We start from the raw sequence: 18,328 nt of genomic DNA, 5'->3' as shown, positions 1-18,328 counted from the left end.
GGACCCCTTATTAATAAACTTTCACTGCTACTTTATCCCTACCTATAACGATGGCAGTTATTATATTTCCTGAACGTTTATTTTTTACTTTGATTGTATCTCCAAGCTCACCTGATTTTAACGGTATTCCTGTAGTGGCCATGTTTAAGTGTTCATGTTTTATAACAATAAGCACCTCACGTTCACGCAAGACAAGGCGATTAACTTTAATATCTTTTCTTTTCAACAAACTGCCTCTTTTCAGTTTTCGTTTTGTTTTTTCGCCTATTACATTGTTATCACTAAATAGATACTCGTTATTTTTTCTTATTTTTTTTTCAACATAAACAATGTCGCTAGCCTTTATCAGGTGTCCCTTGTTTACGCTGTTACTTAGCGTGGCAACGCCCATAAAATAATTGATTTTGGTGTTAACATTGATACTCCATTTTTGATGACTGACAGCTTTACTGCAAGTTACCTTATATCTCACGTTGTTAATTATATCGTTATTACTGCTCTTTACCGCTAAGTCCACTGAGCATTTAGATAAGTTAGTGACTGAAAGTGGATGGCGTAGTTTGCTAGTATAACGATAATGCTTCCACTGCATTCTCTTCGAAAATGAAGCCGTATCTTTCTCGACTTGCTTTGCAACAATATCGATTATGTCAGCAGGCTCTATGGCAGAACAAAAGCAGGGCATTAACATTAAGCTTAAAAAGAAAAAGCATTTCACTTTAATAAATCCACGACTGTTTTTCTTGATATAGAGGCGTGATTTTGCCTTACATTAAAGAGAGATGCCCATTTTTTTTCTTCTATGATTGTTGATATTTTTGGCTCAAATGGGTCCGCTTCAATCTTGTATTGATCTAAATAAGAAGCACTAGACATAACTTCTTTATTACGCGCTAGGTTTAATGCCTGATAACTAAACTGAGCTTCTCCGATAAAACTATTTACAGCGTTTAAGGTTTGACTGTTCATGTCTAAAGGAACTTTAACAAATGCCGTTATGTCTGCTTTAATAGACGATATATTTGTAGGAATAAATTGACCGCTTGGGAACCGATGACCTTGGCCTGTTATGTTGACTACCTTGCTCGATTCTCGCCATTTAGCATCATCCATTGAAATAATTAATTGACTGTCATCATTTTTTTCAATACTCATTTTCGCAAAGCCAAGCGCTTTGTTGAACTGAGTAATAAGTTCTTCATCGCTTTTGCCAGCCTCAAACATTAACAAACTTATTTCACCATCTAATTGTAGCGTTACTAGTTCGCTTTCCCAACGAGAGCGAATTAAATCTAACCCTTCGATTTGAAATGGTATGCTATTACTCGTTTTGGTCTGTGGTGAAAGCGTTGCATCCAAAACTCTATTATCGTCAAATCTAGTTTCAACAGCGTTGCTTATTTTTCTTTGTTGAAAAAGCAACTGACTACTTTTCTCGGGTGATATTTTACTGCCCTCCAGTGTTAACTGAGGCTTAATGATTTTCTGTATCTCTAACAGGCCACCAACCGTTTCTTTGATCGCTTGTTTTGCAATGTCTATCGACGCGAGTTCATGATGCGAGTCAGATAATGCCAACGATGCACTGATATTTTTAGATAATAGGCCAGAAACCTGACTGGCCTTAATACCTGCATTATTTACTTCATTATTAACTCCGCTTAATATGCTAGAGCTTTTTATTAATACCGGGCTATTTTGCCCTAGTGGTGACAATGTATTGTCAATTCTAGAAGATAACATTATCTATCCCGTCATGCGCAAACGAAAAAACTGTGAATGCCGATTTAATGACATTTAGGTGTTGTATGGCTCATTAATACAATTAGTGAGCATCCTATTTAAAATAGCTTCTTAGACTTTATTTTTCCTATTTTTTTTAATTTATCGTTCAATTGTATTTCTGCTACCTCTGGCAACACCGCCTCTTGTTCCGCTATCGATAGCGTTTCTTTAACGGCATCAGCAGACAAAGGTCTACTTGTTTCAATGGTTGTATTGATTAGATCTTGTATTTCACCTAACTTATCTAACACCCCATCCAGCTGTATTTCATTGACTCCCTTTTCAAAGATTAACTTGTTAAAATATTCCAAGTCGTCAAGCGAGGCGTCAGCCAGGTTTTGCGCTAACTTATTGCAAAGTTGAGGCGCGATAGTATGTAGATATATGCCCGCCATAAAGACCATTTTTTGCTCTGACAAGTAAGCTTGATTTTTGCCTTTTTCCTGTAACGCTTTCCACTTCCTAGCCTCTGAAATGGCTACGTTATCATTAGGGTTTCTAGCATCAAGGGCAATCACTATTTTTACATTAACCATATCATGCAGTACTCTTGTCACTGTTTTCACTGAGTGAATAAAGCATATTCTCTGTCGCAAGTGCCGTTTGCGCATTTTCAAGGATAACAACTCTATCACCCAGTGTTGCATAGGCCACTTTTACTGCTTCAAAAACAAGCGGAGCACCGCCACCAACTAAATATACGCGATTTGGATTCTTGCAGAATTTTTTCATCTCTTCTGCAACATTTTGAGCAAGTTCACTAATTCGGTTCTCTATTTTATTAAGCACCTCATCAACTTTACTGAGGTCATTAATCACCTCTTTTACAAACTCTAAATTATGACGATTTTTGATGAGCTCATTGGCCACTAAATACGAGGCATCACTGTCAGCATTTGATAGTGCCTGTCTCGCTGTATTGGTGACTAAACCAATGCCAATTTCATTATTACCGTATATATCAGAGATTTCTTCAAATTGACCAACGATAACGGCACTATCAACTGTCGTACCACCTATGTCGATCACTAAAGTACGACTGAACTCGCTGGCACTAGAATCAATTAGCGTTGTTAGTACGGCTGGTACACTTTCAGGCATGACCTCAACAGAGCTAATTTCAAAAACTTCGCCTTTATTCAGTGAAATTTCACGCATTACATTGTCTTTTTTACGTTGAATATTAGCTTCGTTCTTTTGACAATCATCTGCATTGTAATATACCGTGATAGGCAGTGTGACAACGACTTTAATTACTTGTGGCGGTAAACCAGTTTGTAGCAATGCATGGTGCAATGACAGCAAATTAAGATCGGAATACTGATAATCGATATGGGTTGTCTCTAATGCCTTATCCGATGTAATATCGTAGGTATATTTTGTTTCACCAATGAGGTAATTGGCAATCACCTTGTCTGAACGTAACCCGGCACTTTTCCACCCTTTACGAAATGAATTTGGACTAATGATAGTTTCCACTGTTTTACCATTAAACCAAGAGACCTTCACATTGGTACTGCCGTCATCTACTGATATTGTAAGCATTTTATATTTTTACCTTTCATGTTTTTGCTATTAATTAGCAACGTTAATAATTTACGTATTAGCACTATTTACTACTGTAACTTCGTGTGCTTATTTAAAAATCCTTGCCAATTGCTGGCAGCTACTTTCAAAATTTACATGTTGCGTCGTACTTTGCATTAAAATAGATTCAATGCCACTGTGTTTCTGTATGGCTTCATCTAGCTCAGGATCATTACCTGCTTGATAACCACCTAATGATATTAAGTCTTTAGCTTGATGGTACATGCTATAAAGTCGTTTACATTGTCTTGCTATTTGGCTGTGTGAATCTAGCACAATTGAATCCATACAACGGCTTATCGACTTCTCTATATCTATCGCGGGAAAGTGACCTCTCTGCGCGAGCTCTTTAGATAACACAATATGACCATCAAGAATGGCTTTAGCCGTGTCTACCACAGGATCATAATCTTCATCCCCTTCAGACAATATTGTATAAATTGCAGTCATTGACCCTGAATTTTCTCCACCATTACCTGAACGCTCTAATAACGGTGGAATGAAAGAAAATACCGATGGTGGATAACCTTTGATTGCAGGCGGCTCTCCCATTGCAATCGCCACTTCACGTTGCGCCATTGCGTAACGCGTTAGCGAATCAACAAGCAACAATACGTTTTTACCTTTATCTCGGTAATATTCAGCAACGGAATGGCATAACTCTGTTGCTTGTATACGCATCAAAGGCGATTGATCCGCAGGTGCAGCAATCACCACCGATTTTTGCATGCCATCTTCACCAATATTGCGCTCTATAAACTCTCTTACTTCTCGATTTCTTTCCCCAATAAGCCCAACAACAATAATATCGGCCTCCGAAAACTGGGTGATCATGCCCATCAATACAGATTTACCCACGCCACTACCAGCAACCAAACCGATGCGCTGCCCTTTTGCTAAGGTTAATAGTGCGTTGATCGCTCTAACACCAACATCAAACTTTTCTGTAATTGGTTTCTTTTTAAGAATGTTAATCTTTTCTGCACTACGCAATGTTATTTTATCTTTACCAGTGGGCGTCGGTTTGTCATCAATGGCTTCACCACGGGCATCTAAGATGCGCCCAAGCCATGAATCATCAATGTAATAATGCTCTGTGTTATTTAACGGAATCACCTTAGAGCCTACGTAAATAGTCGAAAATGGGCTGTAAGGCATGAGGTAAGCTTTCGCTCTGTCAATGCCAATAACTTTTGCTTTTATCTCTTCCTTATCCGTTTCCACAATGCAGTCTTGATTAAGCCGAAATAAGCAACCTTCAGCAATAATCAATTGATTATTGGCATTAATCACCTTACCAGTCAGTGTTGCAATCGATATATCTTTTACGTTTTTTACGGAAATAAGAGGAATCATTCGACCTGCTCAAGTATTTTTTTTATTTTCTCTTGGGGGTTTATTTTAATATCCGCCAAATTAGTGCTCACTTCACAACAGCCAGTTTTAATCAAACTATTTGACTTCAATTTCCATGTCTCGCTTTCTTTGAATTCAGGCAATCCAACGATGCGAGCATAGTCTTCGTTATTGAGTGTCACCGTCACAAAAGAAGGTACTTCAGGTAATGTTGCAATACTGTCATCAATCCAGTTAATTATTATTTCAGGGTTTAATGACAACTCTTTATTGATTACCTTGTTAGTTATCTCTTCAATAACAGAAATTGATGTTCTCTTAATGGAGTCTTGCGTATTTAAAGCAAGATCTTGCACATCTATCAAGGCTAGGTTCAAGCTTGACAACGTCATGTTTAAGTCAGATTTTACTTCTATCGCGCCTTCTTTAGCCCCTTTTAATAAACCTGTCCCATAACCCTCTTTTTCACCTTCCTCAAAACCCTTTTTGTAACCCGACGAGTGCCCTTCATTAATCGCAGATTGACGAACAAGGGCTATTTTTTCTTTGTCTTGGGCACTTTCTGCCATTAAATCGGTATGGTCAATGACTCCATCGCTTTTAGATATAAACCTAAACGAAGAGAATGAACCTGCATCCCGCATACGTATTATTGCCGTCATCTTTTACTCTACTGTGTTTTCAGTGTATAGAAGAAGATCGATTACTTTGCTATCACTCAAATTCTTAATGATCTCCATAATTTCTGACTGTGCCTTGACAACCTGACTAACCGGCACTGCACCAAGATTATTTATTTGACGTAATAGCTCATCTCCCATACGCTTAGAGAGCGCACCTTGGATGGTTTTTTTGAACTCAGGTGTTGTCCCTTTCAATGCGACAGCCCATAACTCTGCACTCACGGCTTTATGAATCTCTTCTAGTGTCGCTTCTGTTTGATTACTAATAATATAAAAATCAAACATATCACCTTCAATCATTTCGACTACGTTATGATTAATTTCTCTTAAGGAATTAATGACAGAAGCCTTATCACCAGTAAAACGATTAATTATATCTGCAACCTGTTTTACCCCCTTCAATGATCCTGATTTATTTTCAGTATATTGATCTGCACAGCGCTCAATCAACTCCAACAAATCGTCTGCTACATTTGTTTCTAAATCTTCAATCTGAGTAATACGATAAATGATATCGACACGCAACTCTTCATTCAGCAATGACAATATTTCAGAACTTATTTCTGGCGGTAAATATGCTAAAAAAACACTTTGCATTTTGACATTTTCATTAACAATCGTTTTCAGCAAAATATCTGCCGAAATCCACTGAAGCTTTTTCATTTTATTTTTAATTTCATCACCATATAAATCAGCGACTAAACCTTTGGCGATATTTCCATCCAATGCTCTATTTAGCATGTTATCAATGAAGTTTTTAGAGGCGCCTTGGATACCAGAATGTTTTTTATAATCACTAAAAAACTTTTCAATAACCCCCTTTGCCTGGGTCGTCTTAATGTCGGACAATGTTGACATTGCCTTGGCTACTTTTTGCACTTCATCACGACTAAAATTACGTAAAACACCGGCTGCAATATCCTCGCCCATGCCAAGTAATAACAAGGCAGCTTGCTCTACTTTGGTTAGAGAGCTTACTTCGTCAGTCGATACAGCCGTTGAATCTATTCTTTTATTTTCGGTTTCTGTCATGATAATCCTATGCGTTAATCCAGTTCTTCAGTATTTCGCTAACGCGATCAGGTTGCTCTTTTGATGTAAGTTGTAAATGCTGAATTTGAACATTTAAAGGGGAATCAGGGCTTGGTAACATCAACTCCTCAATATCATTTCTATCGTTAATATCCCCAACGCCATATTCTTTCAGCCTTTCGGTAAATTCTTTTTCTTTATCGGCTTTTACATCATGCGCAGGAGCAAGTTCTGCTAACAAATCATCATCTTTCACAGTATTATTGTTGCCGGTAATATGCTTCATTAACGGTCTTAACACGGAAAAAACCAGTGCCAGCGCAACAATGGCACTGGCGATTATTTTCAATAATGATTGAATGTATGTTTCTTCATACCATGCCACGGTGACCGGCATTGCAGACTGAATGGGCGAAAACGTAAAACTAGTGATATTAATATTATCTCCACGCTCGAGATCGCTACCGACAGCAGCAACAAGCATCGCTTTTATTTTTCCAAAGTCTTCAGCCTGCCATCCCCCTTCAGGCGCAATATCTTCATTAATCACTACAGACAAAGAGATGTTGTTTATGACGCCTTGCTGAAACTGAGTATGGGTAATTGAACTACCGATTGCATATTTACTATCTGATTGATGACGTGTACGTTGTTTATTAGGAGTCTTGATATCAGGATCACCGTCGACTAATGGCGGGGTTGTACTTAATGAGCCAGGGATGCCGATAGCTAGCTCAGAAAAATCATTCTCATTTTTGACCGTTTGAGTTAACAAAACAGGCGTTTCAAATGACTCTTTAGTCTCTTCTCTCTTAGAGAAATCTATATCTGCACTACTTTCAATTCGGAAGTTATCTATGCCTAATATAGGCAACAGCATTGATTGAGCCTGTTTTTTTATTTGTCTTTCGATACTTTCTTTAAAGTCAGATTGCTTTGACGATGCGCGTGTATTGTCTTTATTATCTATGTCGTCACTCAGTAATCGACCAGATTGATCCGTTACACTGATAGATTCAGGCTGTAGGTTATTTACGCTACCAGCAACTAAATTAACAATGGAAAGTATTTGCGCGTCACTAAGGCTCTCACCTCCTTTTACATCCAAATATACAGAAGCAGTCGCTTTCGTTTTAGATCGCCCTACAAAAAGATTTTCTTTCGGGATAGCAAGGTGTACACGCGCTTTATTTATCGCGTTTAAAGACATGATAGTTTTTGCTAACTCGCCCTCTAATCCATGATTATATCTCGCTTTTTCTATAAATTGGCTGGTACCAAGTGTTGACTCTTTGTTAAGGATGGTTAACCCTTCTGGCAGTTCGGCTTTAATGCCTTTAGCGGCTAAAAGCATTCGAATTTCTGAAACTCGCCCATCCTCCACTAAAATCACACCCGTCTCAGGTTGCATCTTATATGAAATACCTTCAGCTTCTAACACGTTAATGATTGCGCTATTATTATAAGGCTCTTGCGCGCCATAAAGTTGCTTGTAACTGCTTGATGATGCCCATAACGATATCACTACAACAATCATCAGCACTGATAAGAAAGCAGTTATAACAGCAAAATTTTTACGCGAACCGTTTATTATATTGATAATTTTTTCGCCTTGGGAAAAGGCAGATATAGACGACATTTCATTTTTTTTACTTGATGGATTACGTTCGATTACGCTTGTGTTTTTTTGTCCGCCCGCTCTTGCAGAAACTATATTTTCCATTACATAACCCTAAATTAAATTGGCATTTTCATAATTTCATCAAAACCTGATAGCAATTTATTACGTACTTGCATTAAAGCGCTAAATGATAAACTCGCTTTCTGAGCGGCTACAACAGCACCGATCATATCGTCACTTTTCCCTAACCCAACGGCATTTATTTTATCTGTTGCAACAGCTTGCTGTGTATTAACTCCGTCCAATACCGATACTAACGCTTTACTGAAATCGATAGGGGATGCTCCGTTAAAATTATTGTGTTTAATCACCGGCTCTTTCATCTCGTCCATTTTTTGAACAAGAGATGTATTTTGTAAACTAATTGCTGATATGCTCATCTTAATTTCTTTTTTTAGAAGCTCTTATTTGTCAGTAGTTCTACTATAACTTGTAGTTTTTAAACATCGAGAGCTTGTGATTTTTAAATACCTGAAAGATAAGGTTTGAAGCTATAATCTCATCACAGATAAGTTTCATATAACATTGATACTTGCTTTATTTCTTTGCGCTAATTCAGGAAAAACACCTGGTGCAAGTCACAATAACGTGGTTATGCAGTAAATTAAGTTGTAAAAATTCGATAACACAATTTATTAAAATGCCACCATACCTACATCAGCTTGAACATTGATAAACCGCTTAATTTAATAAACGTCTTTTGGCTTACTTGCAATGCCAGTGAGTAACTATCTACTTTCACAGCAGCTTCATCAAAGTTAAGGTTTTTTAAGTCCCCTTCAAGCTTGGTAGCAAAAAGCTCAGTATCTATATGGGTTTCTTGTAGGCGATCCATATTATTAATGCCACTACCGAGTTTAGCGTGTGAAGCTGATACATTGCCTAAGGAGTTCAATAATTGGTCATGGGCCTTCCCGACAGCATCCATGTCAGGGTTCGCGCTATTTAACTGTATTATTGTCGTGCTCATAAAGTCTAAAATATCTTTAGCATCAACATCATCAAGAGTAAAGTTATTCGTCAGCTTCAGCCCCTCTCCAACCACAGCTTCACTGGTATCACTATTGATGTTAGGATTAACAGCCCATTCACCGGTTGCTACGTCTTTAATGAATGGAACTTCGTTACTGGCGGTACCAGCAAAAAGATACGCTCCATAATTATCTTTTGAATTAAAAGTAGCGATAAAATTCTCTTTTAAGGATTCCAATTCAATGACAAAGCTTGAGCTATCCGCGGTATTATTTTTTGCTAAAAGAATAAGTGCGTTTGCATCCTGCAAGTTACTTTCGATACTACTGATCTGCGTTTCATAGCGCTGGTATTCACTTTTTATACTTTCGATATTAGTGATGTACTGGGTAGTTTCATTAAGCGTTTTCTCCAGACCCAGCAATTTTACTGAGGCAACGGGATCATCTGAAATTTTTGTTAGCTTTTCAGCCGCATGCAATTGTTCCATTAACGTCGTTAGTTTTTTCTTACTCTCTGCCATACCATTGAGCATGACATTATTAAATTGTGTATCTGATACTCTCATTATCAAGTTCCTTCTTAAAAAGCATTTAAAATAGTATTAAACATTTGATTAGCAGTGCTGATAACCTTCATATTTGCTTCATATGAGTTCGCATACATCATTAAGTTTGCGCTTTCTTCCTCACTACTTACACCACTCAATTGCTCACGCGAGGATTGAACTTGATTGTATAATGAAGTGCTAGAATCAAAAGTTGATTGAGACTTTCTACTCGAAAATGCCACGTCACCCGTTATAGAACTAAAGGCTTCATCAAGGCTGATGAAGCCTTGGCCTGTCACTGAAAATTTAGTGCCTGTTATGGCTAATAATTCCTCTAATATGCCACCATCACCAGGTGCACCTGTTTTAGAAAAAGCAAGTTGATCGGGAGATAGGTCATTGACGACCAGTGTTGCAGCAGGATTACTAGGATCATAAAAAAACAAATCCACTGCGGGTGAGTTTCCCTTCATATCCGTTCCTCCAGACAAGGCAGTATTAATGCCATCGGCAAGGAAAACAGTCATATCGTCCAATGCATCAATAAGGGGAATAAGATCATTTTTTTGCGATGTTTCTATTGCACCTAGCTGTCCTCCTGCGTTAGTTGACACAGGGAACTTGTTGCCATTAAAGATGACATTTAACGTGGCTTGCAAAGGGTCAGATGCTAATGGTGTTGCTTGCAATTCACCTATTTTACTATTAATAAGTAAAGGTTGGCCATTTGGTAAGGATAACTGAAGTTCCCCTCCCGAGCCTTTGTTTATCTCTAAGTCTACCAACTCTGATAACTGACCAACTAATAGATCTCGTTGATCTTCAAGTATCGCTGAAGACCCACCTATCGCAATTATGGATTCTGTATTGGTGGCGATAGAACCGAGTAATTCATTAATATTAATGATGCTACTGTTTCTATCATCGGATAATTTTTGATGTTGGTCCTGGATTGCATTACTTAACCCAGAAAAGCGCTGCGCTAAACTATCAGCTTGTGACAATACTTTTTGCCTGAGCGCAGTAGACTCAGCCCCTGTCGTACTTTCGCTAATAGCGCCAAAAAAATCATCCATTCCTGATGAAATATTATAACCCTCAATACCCATTATCTCCTCTAGCTTTGCAAAGTTCTCCATGGAATAGCTAGCATTACCCAGTTCACTTTTACTCGACCATATTTGAGCGCTTATAAAGTCATCTGCTATGCGCCGTATGCTAGTCACTTCAACACCGCCGATTGACGCCCCTGTTGCACCGGTTGTTGCTTGCATCGCCTGCTGTCGTGAGTAACCTACAGTATGGGCATTGGCAATATTTAATGCCGTCACATTGAGTGCAGCACGATTGGCATTAGCGCCTGATAACGCGGTATTTAAAATGCTCATATCTAATCCTTAGCAGTTAATATTTTTTGTAATACAATATCATTGGTTATTACACGTTTATTTAACGTCTCGATTTTGCTGGGTGATAACTGCTGAATTAACATATCCGAGATAGAACCCGCGCCACCACTCGCCATATGCAACGCTAACTGGCCATCATACATATCTCGCATGCCGCCTTGGTCTTTATTAGATAAAGCATTTTCATCGTCATTAATAATGTCCGTTGATGCACGCATACTCTTAAGTATTTGTTGATACAACATGGCTTCAAACTGCTGTGCAGCCAGTTTGAGTGCACCGTCCGTATCCGCTTGATACTTTATTTTGTTAATAGCGTGCGTATCGCTGTAAAGAGATACGTTGCCTTGAATTACAGGGATAGTCATCTGATTCCTAAATAACGATTAATTCGGCATTTAATGCACCAGCAGCATCTAACGCCTGCAGGATTTGCATTAGATCATCAACCGATGCACCTAGTTGGTTTACTGCATTAACAATGGTTCTTAAATCAACACCCTCAGGCCACACCATCATAGTAGAATCATCCTTATTAATATTAATCGTTGAATCTTTTATGATCTCAGTAGTGCCCCGTTCTGAAAAGGCATTCGCCTGACTTACCTGACTATCTTCTTGGATAGAAATGGTAATACCACCATGAGAAATCGCGACCTCTGATATCCTTACCGCTTTACTTATCACCACTGTGCCGGTACGAGAGTTAAAGATAAGACGTGCTTTATCTTTACCTTGCTCTACCTCGATCTCATCAAGCATCGACATGAAAGCAACGCGTTGTGTACGCCCCATCGGTGCCGTGACCTCTACACTTGCGAAGTTGACTGGCTCTGCAACACCCGCCCCGAATATCTTATTAATGCTCGATGAAATATTTTTCGCTGTGGTGAAATTTGGTTTACGTAAATTAAGCGTAACAACGCGGCTTTCATTGAACGTATTAGGCACTTCTCTCTCAAGTACCGCACCGTTTGGAATGCGCCCTACTGTCGGTATGTTAATTGTTATACTGCTTCCATCTTCCCCTTTAGCACTTAGACCACCTACTGTTACATTGCCCTGTGCTACCGCATAAACCTCGCCATCAATACTATGTAAAGGCGTTAGTATTAATGTCCCACCACGTAAACTTGTTGCATCACCCAAGCTTGAGACTATGACATTGATTTTTTGCCCTTCTCCGAGCATTGGGCTAATCGTTGCCGTCACCGATACCGCCGCGACATTTTTTATTTTTGGATTTGACCGGTCATCCAACTGAACACCAAATTGCTTGATCATATTCGTGACAGATTGGCTGGTAAATTTAACCTGACTCTTATCGCCCGTACCGTCCAAACCAACTACTAGACCATAACCGACTATTTCATTAGATCGAATACCTTTGATATCCACAATATTCATCAAACTTTCCGAATAACTCACTTGTGGCAAAAGCAATAAAATAGAAACCAATGCACCTTTAAACATGTTTAACATTACTAATCCTTCGCACTTTAAATCGGAATCCATGGTGATGAAAGTAATTGCATCAACCAACCAGGGGCATTACTGTCAGCAAGCGCACCTTTTCCTGCATAGGTAATTCGCGCGTCTGCTATACGCCCTGAAGCGATTCCATTTCCATTATCGATATCCTCAACACGGACATTGCCCGACAAGCGAATAAATTCATCGCCTTGATTTAAAGTGATCCATTTTTCGCCTCTCACACGCAACACGCCATTAGGCAGCACTTCGTAAACGGTGACGGTAATAGTGCCACTGAGTTTATTTTGCTGAGAGCTTGTTCCCTCCCCCTTAAATGTCCTATCAACGTCAACGCTTTCTCCATAGTCAGGTATCGCTATGCTAATACCCGAACTCTTACCTAACTTAGTGCCAGCATTTTTTTTAGATGACGTTTCCTCATCAAGATAAACCATTAGAATATCGCCCACTTGGAAAGCACGGGTATCGGTAAACAATGAGAAGGAGTTTTTACTGCGATATAAGCTTCCATGGCGAGGCTTCGGAAGTGAATAGTCGAGTTTGGGTGGCGCAAATTCAACACTGTCAGGTGATGGAGGAACAAATTCCGGGCGTATTGAACAAGCACTCAGCAATAAAAGTGAAATGATTATCAATGTTTTTTTTAGCGACATAAGGTCTCCCTTCCCATGAACATATTTTAACTGTGGTTATGTCGCTTGCGCGATATATTGAAGCATCTCATCGGCAGCAGATACCATTTTTGCACTCATTTCATAAGCGCGTTGAGTGGCTATCATGTCAACCATCTCTGTAACAACCTGAACATTTGAGCCTTCCAACGCGCCTTGCTTAATTATCCCAGCACCATCAATACCCGCAGTGACTTCATTTGGCGCACCGCTCGCTTCTGTTTCACGGTAAAGATTGCCTCCATTTGCTGACAAACCAGATGGATTCATAAAGGTGGCTAATGTTATCTCGCCAATTCTGTCCATATTGACTTGTCCAGCCATTGTCACGCTCACACCACCTTCAATATCAATAGAAATGGAGGTCGCCCCCTCGGGTATTGTCATTTCGGGGACCAGTGGCAAACCTGCGGTATTAACTACTTGACCATCTTCATTTATATTGAACTGGCCGTTACGAGAAAACATAATTTCTCCATCCGAGTTCTCTACTTGAAAAAAGCCTGAACCCACAATGGCAAGATCGAGTTCTTGATGGGTATTTTGCACTCCGCCTTGCGTATGTACTTTTTGCGTGCCAACAACACGCACACCATTACCTAATTGAACACCGGTGGGTAAATTATTGTCTCCATCTACAGGGGAGCCAGCCTGAGTCTGAATTGAATAAAATAGATCTTCAAAAATCACTCGGTCACGTTTGAATCCGACAGTATTAATATTTGCCAAGTTATTTGAAATAGCCGTCATCTTCGCATCTTGCGCGGCCATCCCTGTTTTACTTATCCATAAAGCAGCTTGCATTGCATTACCCTCTTGCAGAAACTAATTGATTACCCGACGCTGCCAACTTGTCAGCCGCTTTCATCATTTTCACTTGTATCTCATATTGTCTCGTTGACATCATCACGGCCATCATTTCAGTAATAGGAGAGACATTAGAACTTTCTAAATAACCAGAGGCCATTATTACGCTACTATCTGATTCTAATGGCACGTTTGAATCAAACGTGCCACCCTTATTTAAGGTTAAGTTTTCAAGACTAGGATTCACTAATTTAACTTTGGCAACAGTCACACTTGCGCCACCACCATTCGGTACTATATTGACAATGCCTTTCTCGCTAATATTTAGATCCTGATAAATTGGTAGCACAATCGGCGCTCCATTTTCATCTAACACATCTCTATTGTTAACCATTAACGTGCCATTTTTTGAAGCCGTCACATTACCTGCACGGGTATAACTCTCATTACCTTGATCATCCAAAACAGCAAAGAAACCATTGCCATTAATGGCCAAATCTAATGCGCGACCTGTTCGTGTTAGCTCGCCAGCAGAAAAGTCGACCCCTGTGGAGTTACTTCGGCTAGTGGTACTTGTTTCAAAACCATCCCCACCTCTAAAAATGGGTGTTGAGCGTTCAAGTACTGCTTTGAAACCAGTCGTATTAGAATTTGCCATGTTATTGCTACGCACATGCTGAGATAATATGGCTTTATTAGCGCTTCCCGCCGCGGTATATAATATTGGATTCATAAATTAATCTACACTGCGTTAAATAGTGTTTGCGTCATCTTATCGGTCGCAGTAATTGTCTTGGTATTTGCTTGGTAGTTACGTTGCGCGGTCATTAAATCAACAAGCTCAGTCGTTAAGTCAACGTTAGAACCTTCTAACACACCGGCCTGCATACTACCAAAAACGCCAGATCCTGCAGTCCCAACAATAGGTGCCCCCGACGCAAAAGACTGCGTCCAAGATGTACCACTGCCTTGTACCAACCCATTAGGGTTTGGAAAGTCAGCAATAATAACCTGGCCTTGGAGCTGATTTTGACCATTAGAATATTGTGCGTAAATCATGCCGTTATCTTCAATGCGAATACCTGCTAGCTCACCAGAGGTATAACCATCAGGATTGTTTTTACTTACACCAAAGTCTGCGGCGTATTGCGTTGAACCTGTTATGTCGACTGCAACCGTCATCGGATCCGCGCCTAGCGGGAAGGTATTAAGGGTAAAAGGTACTGTCGAAGTTGTTGTATTTAGAGACCCATCGCTATTGAAATTAATGATCGGTGTAGGCACAGGTGTCACATCATTCCCATCTACGGTCACATGCGCTTGCCAGGTATTATCCGCCGTTTTTACAAAGTACTGAGAAGTTGTATGTGAATTACCTAGCGAGTCAAAAGTCTCTGTTGTATAAGATGAGGTAAACGTAGTTGCATCACTTGCATCAAACGGCGTACTGATAGCTGTGGCTCTTGCATCAAAGTTTGCACTGAAATCTACTTTGCTAGTTGCGCTCGCGGCAAGTTGCGCATTTGATATGGTTAAATCACCTATTTTACCTTGCTGGATATTGGCCTTAGCATCTACGCTATATCCTTGTAATTTATTGCCTTGCCCAGATACTATCGTATTATCTTTATTGACAGTAAACGCCCCTGAACGTGTATAAACGCTTTGGCCTTTACTATCGACAGTACTGAAAAAACCAGCCCCCGTTAACCCTAAATCCATTGCACGACCCGTCGTCTGCAAACTGCCATTTAGGTCAAAGTTCTGAGATATGCCAGCGACTTCAACGCCACCTGCTTGCATGCCATTATAAACCGACGAAAACTCGGTTCGAGAGCCTTTAAATCCTGATGTTGAAACGTTAGCAATATTATTTGAAATTGAGTTCAGCTGTTCGCTCGTCGCCTGCAAACCACTGATAGAGATATTAAAGCTCATCTTATTAGGTCCTTTTTAAAGTTAACGTTTATTATGAATCTGTTTTTTCGTCAAACTGACTAATATCATAAAAGGGCACGGTGCCTAACCCTCTTATAGATACTTGAGATGCACCACCAGTTGCGGGTATATTGATCGAATCTATTTTCCCAGCCATTTGCACTGTTGGTTTATAATTTTGGCCGTTACTTAGCTCAACAGAGATTGAGTAACCTCCCTTAGCTAAATCTAAATTTTCTAAATCAAGATCAAAATTGACAGAGCCCGCCGATTGAGCGCCGAGGGAAACAGTTTGCTTTTTCCCATGTGCGTCTTCAATAATCAGGTTAACTTGTGAGGATGGTGCGGTTAGCTCAATTTTGCCAGCAACGGATTGGCCTTCTTTACCATCAATATTAAACTCATTACCATAAACTAAGACACTTTGCCCCACTAAACCCGCTGTCGTAAGCACTTGCATGTTATCCATCATCACCAAGTTATTCTGCATTAGCTTGACCATATTCTCAGTACCTTCCACCTGAGAAAATAGCGCTAATTGAGACACGTATTCCGTGCCATCCGTAGGATTCAATGGGTCTTGATTTTGTATTTGTGCGACCATTAATGTCAAAAATTCGTTTTTCATAGAACCGCTGTCATTCGGGTTATTCACCACATTTTGGTCATTAGCTTGTGTAGCGAGAGCCCCCACATTAGTGCTTGATGGTGTGTACAGAGGTAAAGCCATTTTAGACCTCCAATAGTCTAATTAAGGATTGCTGCATAGACTTGGCATTACCAAGCACTTCGACATTCATTTCAAAACTACGGCTTGCAGACATCATATCCGCCATTTCAGAGACAGGGCTAATACCAGAATAAAACACATTTCCCTCGGCATTTGATAACGGGTTATCTGGCTCATGTCTTTTTTGTATCAGTGAATCCAATGAAACAACATCGGCGACCATTACTTTCGCAGAAGCCGCTCGGTATTCCTGTGTCGAAGTATTTATATCGCTATAAATAGTCGCAAATACGGGCTTTAACGCCTTGTAAACCCGATCTTTGTTGCCAGAAACTGAATCCGCATTAGCCAAATTACTAGAAATTGTATTTAGTCTGATGGTTTGCGCAGTCATTGCTGAAGCGGCGGTATTAAATATTTGCCCAAATGACACCCTATCTTCCTTCTATTGCAGATTTCAAACCTGATATTTTCATTTTCAAAAAATTAAGGCTGAATTGGTAATTTGCCGTTGTTTCAGCAAACTTCGCTTGTTCCACACTCAACTCGACAGTATTTCCTGTCAATGAGCGTTGATGAGGGATTCTATATTTTGCTTCTGGCGAGACGGTAAGTTCACGGCTGTTATTTACCATCTCGAATGATGACAAAAAAGTGAGGTCTTGCGCTTTATAATTTGGCGTGTCGGAATTTGCCATATTATTGGCTAATATTTGCATCCGCTGGGTACGATATTGCAGCATTTGAGGGTGTATACCCAGTGCAGTATCTAGTTTTAGTGCCATATTATTATCCACATCAAAAAGGTCATCACAACCGCAACTAATTATTTACAATTAAATATTCTATTGACAAAAAAAAACATTACCAATCAAATTTTAATTATCTTTTTGTCTTTAAAAGCAAGGGTTCATAGCCCCCTCCCCATAATTAGACATAAAAAAGCAACGCAAGAAGACCAATAATTTATAAAAAACTAATAAAAAAATCATTCTGCGTTTTTTATCCTGAACTAAGTAAATTGCACAAAAAAGTAAAAAACCTCCAATTTCGAACAAAAACCAACCCAAAAAACAAAGAATCTACGTTAGGATCATAAAGCAGATGCAAACCCACACTTAGTTGACTTAATCAAAAAAAAGAGAAATTACTACCCAAACATTAAAATACAATACAGCTATAACACGAGATGTATCACACTTATTGAGAGCGAGGCTCTACAAGATGATGACACTTTATTGTTTTTGGGTGTTCTCACAGAGAATACAAGCAACAAAAATTACCACAAGTAAGATATGAATTGATATTTAGCCCTAATTAAAGTGCTGTTGGCCAGGGTAAGATCATGAACTTTTAATTTTGAGCCAAGTGTGATCAAATAGGCTTCTTATTCATAGGGCCTCAAATGTTATCAGCCTTTAATGAACATTTTTCACCAATCCCTGATCATCGCCAACAATCAAAAGTAGAGCATAAGCTTCACGATATCCTTCTATACCCGTGATCAATGAAGATGCTTGATTTTTTTGTAAATGAGATCAAACTACCTGAATGAATAAAATCAAGTTATCATTCGCGCTAAAATCAGCATTAGAATTACGTCATTCCAAAGTAAGTGATGGGAATGAACGTG

At 39.4% G+C, this 18,328-nt stretch carries 20 protein-coding genes; all 20 read right to left on the bottom strand.

The annotated features are described in order from the left end of the window. Positions 1 to 10: 10 nt before the first annotated feature. Positions 11 to 718: a flagellar basal body P-ring formation chaperone FlgA gene (gene flgA, locus CXF74_RS07730; RefSeq protein ID WP_157822351.1), complete on the bottom strand. Its 708-nt coding sequence runs from the start codon at positions 716 to 718 to the stop codon at positions 11 to 13. Continuing rightward, positions 715 to 1,743 carry a hypothetical protein gene (locus CXF74_RS07725; RefSeq protein WP_101081844.1) on the bottom strand — a complete coding sequence of 343 codons (1,029 nt, stop codon included), beginning with the start codon at positions 1,741 to 1,743 and terminating at the stop codon, positions 715 to 717. The genes flgA and CXF74_RS07725 overlap by 4 nt, the downstream gene beginning before the upstream one ends. A gap of 98 nt (positions 1,744 to 1,841) precedes the next feature. Next, positions 1,842 to 2,342, bottom strand: coding sequence for a hypothetical protein (locus CXF74_RS07720; protein WP_157822350.1), 501 nt, complete (start codon positions 2,340 to 2,342; stop codon positions 1,842 to 1,844). Continuing rightward, positions 2,323 to 3,330 (bottom strand): plasmid segregation protein ParM domain-containing protein, encoded by a 1,008-nt coding sequence (gene parM, locus CXF74_RS07715; protein WP_101081842.1) that lies wholly within the window; start codon positions 3,328 to 3,330, stop codon positions 2,323 to 2,325. Before parM ends, CXF74_RS07720 begins: the two co-directional genes overlap by 20 nt. A gap of 90 nt (positions 3,331 to 3,420) precedes the next feature. Next, complete coding sequence (locus CXF74_RS07710; protein ID WP_101081841.1) at positions 3,421 to 4,728, bottom strand: FliI/YscN family ATPase; 1,308 nt, start codon at positions 4,726 to 4,728, stop codon at positions 3,421 to 3,423. Further along, positions 4,725 to 5,390 carry a FliH/SctL family protein gene (locus CXF74_RS07705; RefSeq protein WP_101081840.1) on the bottom strand — a complete coding sequence of 222 codons (666 nt, stop codon included), beginning with the start codon at positions 5,388 to 5,390 and terminating at the stop codon, positions 4,725 to 4,727. Before CXF74_RS07705 ends, CXF74_RS07710 begins: the two co-directional genes overlap by 4 nt. Positions 5,391 to 5,393: 3 nt before the next feature. Further along, complete coding sequence (locus tag CXF74_RS07700) at positions 5,394 to 6,443, bottom strand: FliG C-terminal domain-containing protein (protein WP_101081839.1); 1,050 nt, start codon at positions 6,441 to 6,443, stop codon at positions 5,394 to 5,396. A gap of 7 nt (positions 6,444 to 6,450) precedes the next feature. Continuing rightward, positions 6,451 to 8,166: a flagellar basal-body MS-ring/collar protein FliF gene (gene fliF, locus CXF74_RS07695; RefSeq protein WP_101081838.1), complete on the bottom strand. Its 1,716-nt coding sequence runs from the start codon at positions 8,164 to 8,166 to the stop codon at positions 6,451 to 6,453. 14 nt (positions 8,167 to 8,180) lie between these two features. After that, a complete protein-coding gene (gene fliE, locus CXF74_RS07690; protein ID WP_101081837.1) occupies positions 8,181 to 8,504 on the bottom strand; it encodes a flagellar hook-basal body complex protein FliE in 324 nt (107 codons plus the stop codon). A 272-nt stretch (positions 8,505 to 8,776) separates the two neighbouring features. After that, on the bottom strand, positions 8,777 to 9,664 hold the full coding sequence (locus CXF74_RS07685) for a hypothetical protein (protein WP_101081836.1): 888 nt from the start codon (positions 9,662 to 9,664) through the stop codon (positions 8,777 to 8,779). Between the two features lie 14 nt (positions 9,665 to 9,678). Further along, entirely contained in the window at positions 9,679 to 11,034 is a 1,356-nt protein-coding gene (flgK, locus tag CXF74_RS07680; RefSeq protein WP_101081835.1) for a flagellar hook-associated protein FlgK, read from the bottom strand. 2 nt (positions 11,035 to 11,036) lie between these two features. Continuing rightward, positions 11,037 to 11,423, bottom strand: a complete 387-nt coding sequence (locus tag CXF74_RS07675; protein WP_101081834.1) for a rod-binding protein — start codon at positions 11,421 to 11,423, stop codon at positions 11,037 to 11,039. Positions 11,424 to 11,430: 7 nt separating this feature from the next. Continuing rightward, positions 11,431 to 12,528, bottom strand: coding sequence for a flagellar basal body P-ring protein FlgI (locus CXF74_RS07670; RefSeq protein WP_442965945.1), 1,098 nt, complete (start codon positions 12,526 to 12,528; stop codon positions 11,431 to 11,433). A gap of 26 nt (positions 12,529 to 12,554) precedes the next feature. After that, positions 12,555 to 13,202 (bottom strand): flagellar basal body L-ring protein FlgH, encoded by a 648-nt coding sequence (gene flgH / locus CXF74_RS07665; RefSeq protein ID WP_101081832.1) that lies wholly within the window; start codon positions 13,200 to 13,202, stop codon positions 12,555 to 12,557. A 36-nt stretch (positions 13,203 to 13,238) separates the two neighbouring features. Continuing rightward, positions 13,239 to 14,024 (bottom strand): flagellar basal-body rod protein FlgG, encoded by a 786-nt coding sequence (flgG, locus tag CXF74_RS07660; protein WP_101081831.1) that lies wholly within the window; start codon positions 14,022 to 14,024, stop codon positions 13,239 to 13,241. A 4-nt stretch (positions 14,025 to 14,028) separates the two neighbouring features. Continuing rightward, a complete protein-coding gene (locus CXF74_RS07655) occupies positions 14,029 to 14,760 on the bottom strand; it encodes a flagellar basal body rod protein FlgF (protein ID WP_101081830.1) in 732 nt (243 codons plus the stop codon). 8 nt (positions 14,761 to 14,768) lie between these two features. Beyond that, positions 14,769 to 15,965, bottom strand: coding sequence for a flagellar hook protein FlgE (gene flgE, locus CXF74_RS07650; RefSeq protein ID WP_101081829.1), 1,197 nt, complete (start codon positions 15,963 to 15,965; stop codon positions 14,769 to 14,771). A 31-nt stretch (positions 15,966 to 15,996) separates the two neighbouring features. Then, on the bottom strand, positions 15,997 to 16,695 hold the full coding sequence (gene flgD / locus CXF74_RS07645) for a flagellar hook assembly protein FlgD (RefSeq protein WP_101081828.1): 699 nt from the start codon (positions 16,693 to 16,695) through the stop codon (positions 15,997 to 15,999). A gap of 1 nt (position 16,696) precedes the next feature. Beyond that, complete coding sequence (gene flgC, locus CXF74_RS07640; protein ID WP_101081827.1) at positions 16,697 to 17,128, bottom strand: flagellar basal body rod protein FlgC; 432 nt, start codon at positions 17,126 to 17,128, stop codon at positions 16,697 to 16,699. Position 17,129: 1 nt separating this feature from the next. Next, positions 17,130 to 17,480, bottom strand: a complete 351-nt coding sequence (locus tag CXF74_RS07635) for a flagellar basal body protein (protein ID WP_101081826.1) — start codon at positions 17,478 to 17,480, stop codon at positions 17,130 to 17,132. Between the last annotated feature and the right edge of the window lie 848 nt (positions 17,481 to 18,328).

This window comes from Psychromonas sp. Urea-02u-13, from assembly GCF_002835995.1.
In the GTDB taxonomy this organism is placed as follows: Bacteria; Pseudomonadota; Gammaproteobacteria; order Enterobacterales; family Psychromonadaceae; genus Psychromonas.
The sequence above is the reverse complement of the archived record's forward strand: the minus strand, read 5'-3'. Positions and strand labels throughout refer to the sequence as shown.

Coding starts and splice junctions, on each gene's coding strand:
- CXF74_RS07725 (WP_101081844.1), bottom strand. CDS start 1,743: ATGTTATCTTCTAGAATTGACAATACATTGTCACCACTAGGGCAAAAT.
- parM (WP_101081842.1), bottom strand. CDS start 3,330: ATGCTTACAATATCAGTAGATGACGGCAGTACCAATGTGAAGGTCTCT.
- CXF74_RS07710 (WP_101081841.1), bottom strand. CDS start 4,728: ATGATTCCTCTTATTTCCGTAAAAAACGTAAAAGATATATCGATTGCA.
- CXF74_RS07705 (WP_101081840.1), bottom strand. CDS start 5,390: ATGACGGCAATAATACGTATGCGGGATGCAGGTTCATTCTCTTCGTTT.
- CXF74_RS07700 (WP_101081839.1), bottom strand. CDS start 6,443: ATGACAGAAACCGAAAATAAAAGAATAGATTCAACGGCTGTATCGACT.
- fliF (WP_101081838.1), bottom strand. CDS start 8,166: ATGGAAAATATAGTTTCTGCAAGAGCGGGCGGACAAAAAAACACAAGC.
- fliE (WP_101081837.1), bottom strand. CDS start 8,504: ATGAGCATATCAGCAATTAGTTTACAAAATACATCTCTTGTTCAAAAA.
- CXF74_RS07685 (WP_101081836.1), bottom strand. CDS start 9,664: ATGAGAGTATCAGATACACAATTTAATAATGTCATGCTCAATGGTATG.
- flgK (WP_101081835.1), bottom strand. CDS start 11,034: ATGAGCATTTTAAATACCGCGTTATCAGGCGCTAATGCCAATCGTGCT.
- CXF74_RS07675 (WP_101081834.1), bottom strand. CDS start 11,423: ATGACTATCCCTGTAATTCAAGGCAACGTATCTCTTTACAGCGATACG.
- CXF74_RS07670 (WP_442965945.1), bottom strand. CDS start 12,528: ATGTTTAAAGGTGCATTGGTTTCTATTTTATTGCTTTTGCCACAAGTG.
- flgH (WP_101081832.1), bottom strand. CDS start 13,202: ATGTCGCTAAAAAAAACATTGATAATCATTTCACTTTTATTGCTGAGT.
- flgG (WP_101081831.1), bottom strand. CDS start 14,024: ATGCAAGCTGCTTTATGGATAAGTAAAACAGGGATGGCCGCGCAAGAT.
- CXF74_RS07655 (WP_101081830.1), bottom strand. CDS start 14,760: ATGAATCCAATATTATATACCGCGGCGGGAAGCGCTAATAAAGCCATA.
- flgE (WP_101081829.1), bottom strand. CDS start 15,965: ATGAGCTTTAATATCTCTATCAGTGGTTTGCAGGCGACGAGCGAACAG.
- flgD (WP_101081828.1), bottom strand. CDS start 16,695: ATGGCTTTACCTCTGTACACACCATCAAGCACTAATGTGGGGGCTCTC.
- CXF74_RS07635 (WP_101081826.1), bottom strand. CDS start 17,480: ATGGCACTAAAACTAGATACTGCACTGGGTATACACCCTCAAATGCTG.